Below are 13,902 nucleotides of genomic sequence, written 5' to 3'. Positions count from 1 at the left end.
GAACCGCAACCAAGCAACCCGGTCTCGGCTACTTACCCGGACGCACCAAGCCGCCGAGCCCGACCGCCTCGAGCGCATCCAGGAGCAGGCGTCGCACGGACGCCGCATCCTCGCATTGCAGGGCCACCTTGAGCACCTCGCGCGCCCGTGCCCGACTGATGCTGCGGATGACGCGCTTCACGCGCAGCAGGCTTCCCGCCCCCATACTCAGGCTATGCACGCCCATCCCGAGCAGGAGGAAGGTCGCCAGCGGATCCCCGGCCATCTCCCCGCAGACGCTCACCTCGCGGCCATGCACGCGGGCACCTGCGAGGATCTGCAGCAGCGCGCGCAAGACCGCCGGATGAAACTCGTCATAGAGCTTCGCGACATGGGCGTTGTTGCGATCGACCGCGAGTAGATACTGGGTGAGGTCGTTGGTCCCGACGGAGAGGAAATCGACCCGTCGCGCGAGCGCCTCGCACTGATAGACGGCGGCCGGAACCTCGATCATCACGCCGATCGGCGGCAGTTTGACCTGGTAGCCCTCTTCGAGCAGCTCCTCGTGGGCGCGATGGATCAGCAGCAGCGCCTCGTCAACCTCGCCGACCGTGCTGATCATGGGCAAGAGGATCTGCAGATTATCCAGCCCGATGGACGCGCGCAGGATCGCACGGATCTGGGTCAGGAAGATCTCGGGCTGATCGAGCGTGATCCGGATACCGCGCCAGCCCAGGAAGGGATTCGCCTCATGCATCGGGAAATAGGGCAACGGCTTGTCCCCGCCGATATCCAGGGTCCGGATGGTCACGGGTCGCGGGGCGAACAGCTCGAGCACTCGCCGATAATTCGACATCTGCGCGGCCTCGCCTGGAAAGGTATCGCGCACGATGAAGGGCAGCTCGGTGCGGTAGAGCCCGACACCCGCGGACTCCTCGATGCCGAGCGGCCGCGCCTCGGAGACCAGACCCGTGTTCAGATAGAGGGGCACCAGATAGCCGTCGGTGGTCTCGGCCGGGAGATGGCGCAACGCCTGCAGCTCGTTGGTCAGGGCCGCGTCGTCTTCGGCGAGACGCTGATACTCGGCGCGAACGGCCGGGCCGGGTGCGACGTAGACCCGCCCGCGATAACCGTCCACCACCAGCTCGCGTCCCTCGACACGCCCGACCGGCAGATCGGCGACGGCCATCGCCGCCGGCACACCCATCCCGCGCGCCAGGATGCCGACATGCGAGGAGCCCGAGCCGGTGGTCGAGACGATCCCCGCGAGCATCTCGCGCGGGACGTCGGCGATCTGCATCGCGCTGATCTCGTCGCCGACCAGGATGGTGTTGGGCACGTACTGGATCGGCGCCGCGGACAACTTCTGCAGATGGGTCAGGATGCAGCGACCGAGATCGCGCACGTCCGAGGCGCGTTCGCGCAGATAGGCATCGTCCATGTCGTCGAACACCTTGGCGTGCTCGGCGATCGTCTCGCGCAGCGCCCCGGGCGCCCAGTTGCCGGCGCGGATGCGCGAGAGGGTCCCGTCGATCAGGGTGTCGCTCTCGAGCATCAGACGCCAGGCGTCGAATAGGGCCATGTCTTCGGCACTGAGGTGCGCTTGGGTCCGGGCCGCGAAGCGATCCAGATCCTCGGCCACATGCTCCACGGCACCGAGAAAATCCTTGGCCTCGTTGTCCGCATTCTCGGCGCGCCGATCCGGAACGGCGTTGAGATCGGCCGGCGGGTAGACCACCACGGCGGTCCCGATGCCGATGCCCGGCGAGGCCGGCAAGCCGGGCAGAAAGCGCTGCGGGATCCCGTCGTCCTGCAGACGTGCCAGCTCGCCGTTGGTGCGTGCAAAGGTGATGGCGCCGGCGAGCTGGGACGCCAGAGTGACGACGAAGGTCACCTCGTCGTCGCCGAAATGGCGTTTCTCGCGTTGTCGCAGGACCAGCACACCCAGGACCTTGCGATTCTGGATGATCGGCGCACCGAGGAACCCGTGATAGTGCTCTTCACCGGTATCCGTGATGCGCTGGTAGCGCGGATGACTGACCGCGTCGTCCAGGTTGATCGGCTCGGCGCGCTCGCTGACCAAACCGATCAGCCCCCGCCCAAGCTCCAACCGCACCCGACCGACCGCCTTGGCACGCAGCCCGTCGGTGGCATGCAGGACATGTCGACGGTTGTCGAAATCGTTGAGATAGACCGAGCAAACGTCGGCCCCGACGGCGTGTTTGACCCGCTGAACAATGATGGTGAGCGCGCGCTCGAGGTCGGGTGCGTTATTGACCTCCTGCACGATGCGGCGCAGCGATTCGAGCATCGGCAAGCGTTGGCCCGTAGCCGCCGAGGATCCGGCGACCGACGCGCCGCTGTCGAGCCCGACCGACCCTCGCTCGAGGTGCTCCGCGGCGAGACCTGTCATTGTCCGCGCTGGTGCATTAAGCCGACCACCCGTGACTGGACGTCCTCGCGAGCGGGCGGGCCCTCCGGGTAAAGGCTCGGAGCAAGCTCTTCGAGCGCCTGCATGTAGACACGGCGTTTGAAGTAGACCACCTCGTGCAGCGGCTGCCAGTAGCGGACCCAGCGCCAGGCGTCGAACTCGGGCTTGTCGGTCTTATCCAGACAGAAGGCGTCCTCGCCGCAATCCACACGCAACATGAACCAGACCTGCTTCTGGCCGATGCAGGTCGGACCGCAATGCCGCCGGATGTAGCGCTTGGGAAGGTGATACCTGAGCCAACCGCGGGTGCAGCCGAGGATGGTGACCTGCCGGGGCTGAAGTCCGACCTCCTCCTCGAGCTCGCGATACATGGCCTGCTCAGGCGTCTCGTCGGAATGAATCCCGCCCTGCGGAAACTGCCAGGCATTCTGGCCAACGCGACGACCCCAGAATAGACGCCGGTCCCGATTGCTCAGGATAATGCCGACGTTGGGTCTGAAACCGTCGTGATCGATCAAGGAACCGAGTCCGTGAGGCCGTGTTGCCTCATTCTTCCACATCCGGCGCATGACCGGCAAGCAGACACCTGTATAAGCGATTGCCATTCAACGGCTTTCGCATGCCCTCGGAAACCGGCTCGAAGCCCCCCACGGAGCACCGAGCGAAGTCGCCCGCCCCGCCGGATCCAGGTTGAAACCCCGGTAGGATTTCGCGACCATCCGGCGAAGCGAGACAATACGCCTGCGCCCGAGCCGGACGCCGGGCTTGTTCATCACTCCGACCACAGGGTCGGCTGCCTGCGTAGTCAGGCCATCCGGGCCTTACAGAAGCAGGGCTGGAAGCCCTGACTACGCATTGGTCGTCAGCCAATGGCCGGGCATATGATCAAGGCCCGGACGCCGATACGCACCGCAAGACATCAACCGAAGGATGAAGGACATGGCTCTGGCAATCTTCGATCTGGACAACACCCTCCTGGATGGCGACTCGGATTATCTCTGGGGTCGCTTCCTCGCCGCCGAGGGGATCGTCGATGCAGATCGTTACGAAAGCGAGAACGAGCGCTTCTACCGCGAATACAAGGACGGGACCCTGGATATCGGGGAATTCTTGAGCTTCTCCCTGCGCCCGCTGCGCGATCACCCGCGCGCGTATCTGGAGACGCTGCGCGAGCGCTTCGTCGCCGAGCTGATCGAGCCCATCATGCTCCCGGCCGCCAAAGACCTCGTCGAGTCGCACCGCGAGGCCGGAGACACGCTCATGATCATCACGGCGACCAATGCCTTCGTCACGGCTCCGATCGCGCAACGCTTCGGAATCGCCCATCTGATCGCAACGCTGCCGGCGGAGGAGAACGGGCGTTTCACCGGCGAGCCGGCCGGTCGACCGTCATTTCGCGAGGGCAAGGTCGAGCGTCTGCAGACCTGGCTACGCGAGCATGACGAGACTCTCGGCGGGAGCAGCTTCTACAGCGACTCCCACAACGACATCCCCCTCCTGGAATGCGTCGACCGGCCGGTCGCGGTCGACCCCGATCCGCAGCTGCGCGCAACAGCCGTGTCGCGCGGGTGGCCCGTCATCTCGCTGAGACCCTGAGCACGGGCCGCAACGCTGCCCGCGTCCTTCACGGCGGCGTTCAAGTCGACGTTCACAAGCGCGTCACGCAGCCCACATACGCCCGCAATACTCCGAATCTATGATAGCCCTCCACGCAATGGTTCTATTTCCGAGGGCATGCAATGGTTGCGAGTGCGTCTGCATTGACCGCCAAGCGCGGCGAACGCCTTTTCGTCGAGCTCGCCGCGTCAGAGTCGGAGATCCGCGAGGCCCAAGCCCTCAGGTATCGGGTCTTCGGCGAGGAGTTGGGCGCGAAGCTGAAGGCGGGCCCGAGCGGACTGGACGTGGACGATCTCGATGCCTACTGCCAGCATCTCTTGGTACGCGATGCACACACCGGCGAGGTCGTCGGCTGCACGCGGATCCTGACCGACCGCAACGCCGCGCGTATCGGTCGATTCTATTCCGAGAGCGAATTCGATTTGGGGGCGATTCCCCGGCTCGATGGCCGCCTCTTGGAGGTCGGTCGCACCTGTATCTCGGCAGAATTTCGACAAGGCACGGCGATCGCCGTGCTCTGGTCGGGGCTGGCGGGTTTTATCCAGCTCCACGGCTTCGATTATCTATTCGGCTGCGCCAGCATGCCGCTCGGCGAGAACGATATCCAGGCCGCGGCCATCATGAACCGCTTGCGACGACACGCGATGGTCTCTCCCGATTTACGCGCAATCCCGCGGGTACCGCTACGCACCGCACAGGTGCCCGACGATGTCCTGGATGCACCGCTGCCCGCCTTGTTGCGCACTTACGTGAGGCTGGGTGCAAAGGTCTGCGGAGAGCCCTGCCGCGATCCTGACTTCGGCGTGGCGGATGTGCTGATGCTGCTCGACGTGGATGCGCTGAATCCGACCTATTCGCGGCACTTCTTCGATCGCACCGCGAGCCTGTAGCGCGGTGAGGTACGCGCGGTCGACTCGCAGGCTAGCGCGGATCCTCGCTCACCTGGGCAAGGGTGCGACGCTCGCGCTCTACATCGGTCTCCTCTCGCGACTCGGCCGGCGACCGACACGGATTCCGGACATGACGCGGCGCTGGTACCGACGACTTTGCGAGATCTTGGGCATCCGGATTCGCGTCGTAGGCGGCGCGCAGCCCGGATGCCTCTTGATCGGCAACCATATCTCTTGGCTCGACATCCCCGTGGTCGGCGCACAGAGCGAGATCGCGTTCCTTTCCAAGGCCGAGGTACGCGATTGGCCCCTGATCGGCTGGCTCGCCGAGACCGCGGGAACGCTCTTCGTCGAGCGCGGCGCCATCCGCATCGAGGAGATTGCCGGGAAGCTCCGCAAGATCGGCCGAGAGCGGACTCTGATGCTCTTTCCCGAAGGGACGACGAGCGACGGATCGGACGTGCTGCGATTCCACCCTCGCCTCTTTGCGCTGGCGCAGGAGACCGGACTGATGATCCAACCGGTGGCGCTCGCCTACCGCGGCGACGCTGACGGAGCGCCCGACACCGTTGCGCCCTTCATCGGCGACGACACACTCCTAGCTCATCTGCTGCGGGTGATTTGCCACCCCGGGCTCACGGCTGAGGTCCATTTCCTCACGCCGATGCCGATCGGCGAAGACAACAACACCCGGCGCCTGCTCGCCGAGCGCACACGCGGCGCGATCGTCGAAGCACTCGGCATGCGCCCGGACACCCTTCCGCGACACCCGAACCCCGCGAATCCCGTCCGGATCCCGGATATCATTCCAGGTCCGCCCCCGGGTCGACCCGAGTCCATACCGACCGGCGGAGTCGCTCATGTCGCCTGACATCATCCCGCGAGACACCGATACGCTTTCCGGGCGTCTGCGCATCGCGATCGTCACCGAGACCTATCCTCCCGAGATCAACGGTGTCGCCCACACCATGCGGCATCTCGCCGAGGGCTTGGCCGAACGTGGACATGAGATCCAACTCATCCGCCCTCGACAGCACGGCGAGCAACGCGACCCGGCTGAACCGACGCTCGGCCGAATCGGCGTACACCTCGTCCCCGGCCTGCCGATCCCCGGTTACCGAGGTCTTCGATTCGGACTTCCGGTTTTCTGGCGGCTGCGCCGCCTCTGGGGCCGCGCCGCGCCGGATCTCGTTTACATCGCGACCCAGGGCCCACTCGGCCACGCCGCGCTCTCCGCCGCGCACCGTCGCGGGATTCCGACGGTGACCGGATTCCACACCCAGTTTCAGCAATACAGCCAACACTACGGTCTCGGCCTCTTCACTCATCAGATCGCCGAGACGCTGCGTCACTTCCACAACCGATCGGATGCAACCCTGGTTCCCACCGTCGAGCTGAAAACCGAGCTCTCGGGCGAGGGATTCCACGATGTCCACGTCTTCGGCCGCGGCGTGGACGTCGACCTCTTCTCGCCCGCTTGGCGCGACGAGGCATTAAGACAGAGCTGGGGCTGCGACGAGGAGACCTTGGCTGTACTCTACGTCGGGCGAATTGCTCCCGAGAAGAATCTCGATCTCGCGCGGGACGCCTTTCAAGCGATCCAGTCGGCTCGACCGAAGGCCCGTTTCGTTCTGGTCGGCGAGGGCCCCGCACGCGAGCACATCCACCGCGAAAACCCCGATTTCATCTGTCCGGGGTCCAAAATCGGTGTCGAGCTCTCGAAATATTACGCCTCGGGTGACCTTTTCCTCTTCCCGAGCCTGACCGAAACCTTCGGCAACGTGGTGCTCGAGGCGATGGCCAGCGGTCTACCGGTCGTCGCTTTCGATTATGCCGCGGCTCGATCTCTGATTGATCCTTGGCGGAACGGGGTTACATTACCGCTACAGGACAATGCGGCGTTCATCGCTGCCGGATGCGAGCTGGCATGTGATCTGCCGCTTGTCAGACAGCTCGGCGCAAAGGCTCGCTGCGCGGCGGAGGAGATCAGTTGGGACCGCGTCATCCGGGGCGTCGAGGACCGTCTCTTTCAGGTCATCCACCGACAACGTGGAACGGAGGCTTGCCATGCGACTGTGGCTACAACATCTGAATGAGATCGAGGTCTCGCTCTGCCGCACCTGGAGCCGAGGCGGCCGGCGTCGCTGGATTCAACGCCCTTTCGCCGTCATCAGTCGGCTCGGCGACGGGGTCTTCTGGTACAGCTTGATCGCCATCCTGCCGATGACCCACGGTCTTCTGGGCCTCAAGGCCAGCATGCACATGCTCGCCACGGGGGGCGTCGCGCTTGTACTCTACAAGTCCCTCAAGGTCTACACGCGGCGCGAACGACCCTGCCACTACGCCGCCGAGATCATCGCCGTGGTCCCGCCGCTCGACCGCTACAGCTTTCCCTCCGGCCATACGCTGCATGCCGTAAGCTTTTCGAGCGTTGCCATCTACTATGTTCCCGGGCTCGCCTGGATACTCGTGCCCTTCACCATGCTGGTCGCCAGCTCAAGGATTGTCCTTGGCCTGCATTACCCCAGCGATGTACTGGTCGCGACCTTGATCGGACTCGCGCTGGCCTTTGCCGGCATCCTGATGGTCGCTTGACCCTCGAAACCGGTGCGTTCATATGAGTCGCCGGACTAAGAAGGTTGCGGAAAACTGAAAAGGCCGGGCGATTGCCCGGCCTTTTCGTATCGGCACACACGCGGTGCGCCAAACCATCGGAGGGGTCTTACTTGGCTTCAGGCTGAGCGGGAGCAACTGGCGCCATCGGGGCGACCGGTACTGCATAGGGGTAAGCGTAAGGGTAACCACCGCCGTAGTACGGAGCGCCGTAGCCGTAGTAGGGGTTGTTGTAGCCGTAGCCGCGCCCGTAGCCGCGACCCAGACCGCGACCGTAGCCGCGACCGCCGCCGCTCATGCCGAAGTTGAAGTCACCGTAGCCGTCGCCGAACATATCGCCGAAGGCATCACCGAGACCGGAGCCGTAGCCGGGGCCGTAACCGCCGTAACCCGGGCCCCACCAAGCGGACGCGGAAGCGGAAGCACCGAGGAGGGCGGCGACGGCAGCAGCGGTAGCAAGCTTGTTCATTCTATTCTCCATATCGATTTATGTTGTTGGCAGCAAGCGTGGATGCCTCATCGACATCCACACAAAGAAGTATATTAACAAATGATTAAATAGGAAATAAATAATGCCAATCGGATTGATTTTTGTCATTGCCTCTTCCGATTGCAGCACCTCATCCCGCACGCAAACGCCGCACAACCTCGACCAAATCCTCCCAGGCTTTCGCCTTCTGCTCGGGTGAGCGCAGGAGATAGGCTGGATGATAAGTGACACGCAGCGGAATCGCCCCGGTCCGAAACTTGAGCCAACGCCCCCTTAAACTCCCCAGCGGCGCGTCCGTCTGCAGGACATGCTGGGCCGCAACGCGCCCGACGCAGAGGATCGCGCGCGGGCCGAGCAGCTCGATCTGCCGCATGAGATAAGCCTCGCACTGCTTGGCCTCCTCGGGGCGTGGATCGCGATTCCCGGGCGGGCGGCACTTGAGCACGTTGGCGATGTAGACCTGCTCGCGCGCCAGCCCGATTCCCGCGAGCATACGGTCGAGCAACTGGCCCGCCCGCCCGACGAAGGGCTCGCCGGCGCGATCCTCGTCCGCGCCCGGGGCCTCGCCGATGATCAGGAGATCCGCGCTTCGATTGCCGACGCCGAAAACGGTATTGGTGCGGGTCTCACAGAGTCCGCAGGCACGGCAGCCGGACACCGCCGTCTCGAGCGCTTCCCAATCCATCCTCGCCGGAGCGGGCGACGACGGGCCATCGGGCAGATCGGGCTCGAGCAGATCCGGCTCGACCGCTCCGGACTCGACGGGTCCCGGCGCAACCGGGTTCGGCTCGACCTCGGGAGCCGCGGCACGAAACGGCTGGGTTTGATGCGCGGATTGCGCGGACGGGGTATCGAAGCTCGGGGCGGCTTGCCCCGGCGCGTCCAAGGCGGGCGCGACGAGGAGCGTCGCTTCGGGGCTCACGACCGCACCCGCCCAGACATGGCGTGGCATCCAGACATCGACCCCCATCGCACTCAAATAGCCCAGGCGCCGGCGCTCGTCCATCGCGATGCGGCTCAGACGTCGCCGGTCTGCGGATGGGCGCGCTGGGCAGGCTGGAGGATCTTGTTGCAGGCGTTGATGTAGGCCTTGGCCGAGGCGATCACGATGTCGGTATCCGCGCCCTGCCCGTTGACGATGCGCCCGCCGCGCTCCAGCCGGACCGTCACCTCGCCTTGGGCATCCGTGCCGCTGGTGATGGCGTTGACGGAGTAGAGCTTGAGTAGAGTTCCGCTGTCGACAATCGACTCGATCGCCTTGAAGGTCGCGTCCACGGGTCCGCCGCCGCTGGCGGTCCCGGTCAGCTCCTCTCCGTCAAACGACAGCACCAGGTTCGCACACGGGGTCTCGCCGGTCTCCGAGCAGACCCGCAGCGAGACCAGCTTGACCCGCTCGTTGGCCGCATCCAGGGTCGCATCCGTCACCAGCGCCTGCAGGTCTTCGTCGAAGATCTCGTGTTTCTTGTCGGCCAGATCCTTGAAGCGCGAGAAGGCCGCATTGAGCTCCTCCTCGGAGCCCATGGCGATGCCGAGCTCCTGCAGCCGCGTGCGAAAGGCGTTGCGACCCGAATGCTTGCCCATCACCATCCGATTGGCGTTCCAGCCGACGTCCTCGGCGCGCATGATCTCGTAGGTCTCGCGATGCTTGAGCACCCCGTCCTGATGGATACCGGACTCGTGCGCGAAGGCGTTGGCGCCGACCACCGCCTTGTTCGGCTGCACCGCAAAGCCCGTGATGCCCGAGACCAAGCGCGAGCAGTTCATGATCTGGGTCGCATCGAGTCGGGTTTGACAGTCGAACAGATCCTGACGGGTGCGCACCGTCATCACGATCTCTTCGAGCGCGGCATTGCCGGCGCGCTCGCCGAGACCGTTGATGGTGCATTCCACCTGGCGGGCACCGTTGCGCACGGCGGCAAGCGAGTTGGCGACCGCAAGCCCCAGGTCGTTGTGACAATGCACCGAGAAGATCGCCTTGTCGGCGTTCGGGATCCGCTCGCGCAAGGTCCGGATCAGGCTGCCGAACTGATCGGGGATGTTGTAGCCCACGGTATCCGGGATATTGACGGTTCCGGCACCGGCATCGATGACCGCCTCGAGCACCCGACAGAGGAAGTCGATCTCGGAGCGTCCGGCGTCCTCGGGCGAGAACTCCACATCGTCGGTGTAACGCCGCGCCCGCGCGACGGCATGCACCGCTTGTGCGAGTACCTGATCCGGGGTCATGTTCAGCTTGCGCTGCATATGGATGGGAGAGGTGGCGATGAAGGTATGGATCCGCCCGGCGACCGCCCCCGCCAATGCCTCGCCGGCGCGGTCGATGTCCTTGTCCAGCGCACGCGCCAGTCCGCAGACACGGCTCTCCTTGACCGTCTCGGCCACCGCCTTGACCGCCTCGAAATCGCCCGGACTCGCGATCGGGAAGCCCGCCTCGATCACATCGACACGCATCCGTTCCAACGCCTTCGCGATGCGGACCTTCTCGTCGCGGGTCATGGATGCGCCCGGACTCTGCTCGCCATCGCGCAGGGTCGTGTCGAAAATAATCAAGTGGTCTTTTGCGGTCATGGGTGGTCTCTGAGTCGCGCGGCCGTCTGGTAAGGAGGGAACCTGGCCTTCGGAAGGCTATTGTAGGCGATCCGCGCGGGAGCGATGCCCCCGGATCGAAGGCGGGGCGATCTCGCGACGGATCGGACCTGTGTCGGACGATTCGGAATCTGTCGACTCGGGATGTCGACTCGGGATCTTGTGACCCGCATCGGTTCCTGTATAAGCTGCCGTCGGCGGCGCTCGGAGCCGGGCCCGGAGATTACTGTCCCGAGCCCGCCGGAAACCGACAACTCGACGCCCCACGGATCCCGAGGAGGCCATTCACGCGATGATGCCGGACCTGCACGACCTGGAGATTCTATTGCGGTCGGACACCCCGATCGTGCTCATCGAGTCGATCGAGGAGCCGCGCGTCGTCGATCTGTTCGCCGGGCTTGCCGTGCGTCTCGCCGAGCCGGCCTTTCGCTGGTCGGTTACCGAAGGGCTAAGACGCATCGAGCTCGATACCGAGCCGCAAGGTCGCCTGGCCGATCCGACCGAGGCGCTTCGCAATATCCGCTCCACACAGCAACGCGGCATCTATCTGCTGCTCGACTTTCATCCCTATCTCGACAATCCGCTGCATGTGCGCCTTCTAAAGGAGATCGCTCAAGGCTACGCGGACCTGCCCCGCACCCTGGTCCTGGTCAGTCATGCGCTCGAGGTTCCGCCCGAGTTGCACCATCTGAGCGTGCGGTTCGGCCTGCGCCTACCGGACCGCCAGCGCATCATGGGCCTGATTCGCGAAGAGGCGAAGCGCTGGCAGGATTCCTCCGGCGGGCGCAGCTTCAGGACCGGTCGCGACGCGGTGGATCAACTCGCCCGCAACCTGCTCGGGGTCACCGAGTCCGACGCGCGCCGCCTGATCCGCAACGCCATTCGTCACGACGGCGCCATCACCCGGGAGGACGTAGAGGCGGTCAAACGCGCCAAATACGATCTGCTCAGCCCCGAGGGGGCCATCAGCTTCGAGTACGACACCCGCTCCTTCGCCGAGGTCGCCGGTCTGGGCAACCTCAAGGCCTGGATCGATCGCCGCCGCGATGCCTTCCTGGATCCCGGCCGCACCCGGGACCACCCGCGTGGCGTCTTGCTCCTGGGCGTTCAGGGCGGCGGCAAGAGTCTGGCCGCGAAGGCCGTTGCCGGCCGTTTCGGCGTGCCGCTGCTGCGCCTGGAGTTCGGTGCGCTCTACGATAAATATATCGGCGAAACCGAGAAGAACCTCCGCAAGGCATTGGCGACGGCCGATGTCATGTCGCCCTGCGTCTTGTGGATCGACGAGATCGAAAAAGGCGTCGCAACCGGTGCGGAGGACGACGGGGTCGGCCGGCGCATCCTCGGCACCCTGCTGACGTGGATGGCCGAGCGCAACACACGCGTCTTCCTCGCGGCGACCGCGAACGACATCTCCCGACTCCCGCCCGAGCTCATCCGCAAAGGGCGGATCGACGAGCTCTTCTTCGTGGATCTACCCGGCGCGCCCGTGCGACGCGAGATCTTCGCGATCCATCTACGCAAGCGCAGTCTCGATCCCGAACGCTTCGATCTCGCTCGCCTCGCCGACGCGAGCGACGGCTTTACCGGCGCAGGCATCGAGCAGGCCGTCGTCTCCGCACTCTATACCGACGAAACCGCCGGGGATGGTCTGACCACGAGCAGCCTCTTGCGCGAGATCGCCGACACCCAACCCTTGTCCGTCGTCATGCACGGCCAGCTTCAAGCGCTGCGCACCTGGGCACTCGGCCGAACCGTTCAGGCGCACGCACCCGATGAGCAAGACGAACCGGCCGCCGTCGCGCTCGATGACGCCGCCGAGATTGCATTCGCAGGCATGCAAATCGCTCGCACGACCATAGACGGGCAGCCGCCGGAGCGCCTTGATTGAGCCCCTTCACTTGACCGCGACCCGTGCAATGACCGTCGCCAGCCCATACCTCCCCCCACAACACGAGGTTCACGAGTCCGTGTCGGCCAAACCTTCGAGGCGCTGCGATGGAATACAAGGACTATTATAAATCGTTGGGCGTGGCGCGAGACGCTACCCAACCCGAGATCAAGCGGGCCTATCGAAAGCTCGCGCGCAAATTCCACCCGGACGTCAGCAAAGAGCCCGACGCCGAGGCCAGGTTCAAAGAGATCAACGAGGCCAACGAGGTCCTGCACGACCCGGAAAAGCGGGCCGCCTACGATGCGCTCGGCAGCAGCTGGCACGCCGGCCAGGATTTCCGCCCGCCGCCCGGCGGCGTTCAACACGACTTCCATTTCGGCGCCGACGATGCAGCCGAGTTCAGCGACTTTTTTTCCAGCATCTTCGGGCGCGAGTTTCATCAAGGAGCCCAGGGCCAACGACGGCGCCGCGGTCAGGATCAGACCGCGCGCATCGCGATCGACCTGGAGGATGCCCATCGTGGCGCGACGCGGCAGCTGCGCCTCGACATCCCCGAGGTCGGCCCGGACGGGCGCGTCACCTCGCGCACCCGCACCCTGAACGTGCGTATCCCGCCCGGCGTCACACAGGGTCGCCAGATCCGTTTGGCCGGCCAAGGAGCCCCCGGGGTCAACGGCGGTCATGCCGGCGATCTCTATCTGGAGATCGAGATCAATCCGCACCGATACTTCACCACGGACGGCAAAGACATCCACCTGCGACTGCCCATCGCGCCCTGGGAGGCCGCACTCGGCGCGTCCGTCTCGGTCCCGACACTCGGCGGAACAGTGAACCTTAAGGTCCCTCCGGGATCTCAGTCCGGGCAGCGCCTGCGCTTGAAGGGTCGGGGGCTGCCCGGCGAGCCGGCCGGGGACGAGCTGGTGATGCTTGAGATCGTCACCCCCCCCGCAACCACGGATACCGCCAAGGCGGCCTATCGCGAGATGGCCGAGCGTCTAAACTTCAATCCAAGGGCCGAGATGGGAGTCTGACCCATGACGCAGACCGAGACACGCATTGAAGGGATCGTGCTCGACGAGGGGCTGACGGTCACACTCACCGAGCTGACCCAGCTGTGCGGCTCCAGCGGCCGCGTGGTGAGGCTGATGGTCACCGAGGGGCTCCTGCGGCCCAAGGGCCAAGCCCCCGACGACTGGCGATTCGACGGCTTTGAAGTGCGTCGAGCGCGCCGAGCCGTGCGCCTGCAGCGCGACCTCGACCTCAACCTCGCCGGCACCGCACTCGCGCTCGATCTGCTCGACGAGCTGGAAGAGCTGCGCGAACGACTCCGCGCGCTCGAGCACCAACTAGGGCAAAGGCGCACGCGCGAGCTCGGTTAAACCGCGCCCGGTGCTCTATGCGACGT

General features: G+C 65.1%; 13 protein-coding genes. 8 read left to right on the top strand and 5 right to left on the bottom strand.

Annotated features, from left to right (window positions below):
* Window positions 1–28: 28 nt before the first annotated feature.
* Both ptsP and AADX97_RS02925 read right to left on the bottom strand, forming a co-directional pair.
* Window positions 29–2,290 carry a phosphoenolpyruvate--protein phosphotransferase gene (gene ptsP / locus AADX97_RS02930; RefSeq protein WP_374231773.1) on the bottom strand — a complete coding sequence of 754 codons (2,262 nt, stop codon included), beginning with the start codon at window positions 2,288–2,290 and terminating at the stop codon, window positions 29–31.
* A 98-nt stretch (window positions 2,291–2,388) separates the two neighbouring features.
* Window positions 2,389–2,928, bottom strand: a complete 540-nt coding sequence (locus tag AADX97_RS02925; RefSeq protein ID WP_374231502.1) for an RNA pyrophosphohydrolase — start codon at window positions 2,926–2,928, stop codon at window positions 2,389–2,391.
* A gap of 421 nt (window positions 2,929–3,349) precedes the next feature.
* On the opposite strand from AADX97_RS02925, the gene AADX97_RS02920 reads away from it, so the two are divergent.
* The 5 genes from AADX97_RS02920 to AADX97_RS02900 all read left to right on the top strand — a co-directional run bounded on the left by AADX97_RS02920 (window position 3,350) and on the right by AADX97_RS02900 (window position 7,512).
* On the top strand, window positions 3,350–4,006 hold the full coding sequence (locus AADX97_RS02920; RefSeq protein ID WP_374231501.1) for an HAD family hydrolase: 657 nt from the start codon (window positions 3,350–3,352) through the stop codon (window positions 4,004–4,006).
* 143 nt (window positions 4,007–4,149) lie between these two features.
* Window positions 4,150–4,917 carry a GNAT family N-acetyltransferase gene (locus tag AADX97_RS02915; protein WP_374231500.1) on the top strand — a complete coding sequence of 256 codons (768 nt, stop codon included), beginning with the start codon at window positions 4,150–4,152 and terminating at the stop codon, window positions 4,915–4,917.
* A gap of 130 nt (window positions 4,918–5,047) precedes the next feature.
* The gene (locus AADX97_RS02910) at window positions 5,048–5,788 is read left to right on the top strand and encodes a lysophospholipid acyltransferase family protein (protein ID WP_374238540.1); all 741 of its coding nucleotides are present in this window, start codon (window positions 5,048–5,050) and stop codon (window positions 5,786–5,788) included.
* Window positions 5,778–7,013: a glycosyltransferase family 4 protein gene (locus tag AADX97_RS02905; protein ID WP_374231498.1), complete on the top strand. Its 1,236-nt coding sequence runs from the start codon at window positions 5,778–5,780 to the stop codon at window positions 7,011–7,013. The genes AADX97_RS02910 and AADX97_RS02905 overlap by 11 nt, the downstream gene beginning before the upstream one ends.
* Window positions 6,985–7,512 (top strand): phosphatase PAP2 family protein, encoded by a 528-nt coding sequence (locus tag AADX97_RS02900; RefSeq protein WP_374231497.1) that lies wholly within the window; start codon window positions 6,985–6,987, stop codon window positions 7,510–7,512. The genes AADX97_RS02905 and AADX97_RS02900 overlap by 29 nt, the downstream gene beginning before the upstream one ends.
* 127 nt (window positions 7,513–7,639) lie before the next feature.
* On the opposite strand, the gene AADX97_RS02895 is transcribed toward AADX97_RS02900, so the two are convergent.
* From AADX97_RS02895 to AADX97_RS02885, 3 genes are all read right to left on the bottom strand, one after another.
* Window positions 7,640–7,999: a sulfur globule family protein gene (locus tag AADX97_RS02895; protein ID WP_374231496.1), complete on the bottom strand. Its 360-nt coding sequence runs from the start codon at window positions 7,997–7,999 to the stop codon at window positions 7,640–7,642.
* A 151-nt stretch (window positions 8,000–8,150) separates the two neighbouring features.
* On the bottom strand, window positions 8,151–9,026 hold the full coding sequence (locus AADX97_RS02890) for a uracil-DNA glycosylase family protein (protein ID WP_374231494.1): 876 nt from the start codon (window positions 9,024–9,026) through the stop codon (window positions 8,151–8,153).
* A gap of 11 nt (window positions 9,027–9,037) precedes the next feature.
* Window positions 9,038–10,588, bottom strand: coding sequence for a 2-isopropylmalate synthase (locus AADX97_RS02885; RefSeq protein WP_374231492.1), 1,551 nt, complete (start codon window positions 10,586–10,588; stop codon window positions 9,038–9,040).
* Window positions 10,589–10,901: 313 nt separating this feature from the next.
* On the opposite strand from AADX97_RS02885, the gene AADX97_RS02880 reads away from it, so the two are divergent.
* From AADX97_RS02880 to AADX97_RS02870, 3 genes are all read left to right on the top strand, one after another.
* The gene (locus tag AADX97_RS02880) at window positions 10,902–12,494 is read left to right on the top strand and encodes an AAA family ATPase (RefSeq protein WP_374231772.1); all 1,593 of its coding nucleotides are present in this window, start codon (window positions 10,902–10,904) and stop codon (window positions 12,492–12,494) included.
* Window positions 12,495–12,601: 107 nt separating this feature from the next.
* Complete coding sequence (locus tag AADX97_RS02875; RefSeq protein ID WP_374231491.1) at window positions 12,602–13,528, top strand: DnaJ C-terminal domain-containing protein; 927 nt, start codon at window positions 12,602–12,604, stop codon at window positions 13,526–13,528.
* Between the two features lie 3 nt (window positions 13,529–13,531).
* Complete coding sequence (locus tag AADX97_RS02870; protein ID WP_374231489.1) at window positions 13,532–13,876, top strand: chaperone modulator CbpM; 345 nt, start codon at window positions 13,532–13,534, stop codon at window positions 13,874–13,876.
* The last annotated feature ends 26 nt before the right edge of the window (window positions 13,877–13,902 follow it).

This window comes from Thiocapsa sp. C2-2m (genome assembly GCF_041903745.1).
Taxonomy (GTDB): domain Bacteria; phylum Pseudomonadota; class Gammaproteobacteria; order Chromatiales; family Chromatiaceae; genus Thiocapsa; species Thiocapsa roseilacustris.
Note: the sequence above shows the minus strand (reverse complement) of the source record. Positions and strands in the feature narration are given on the sequence as shown.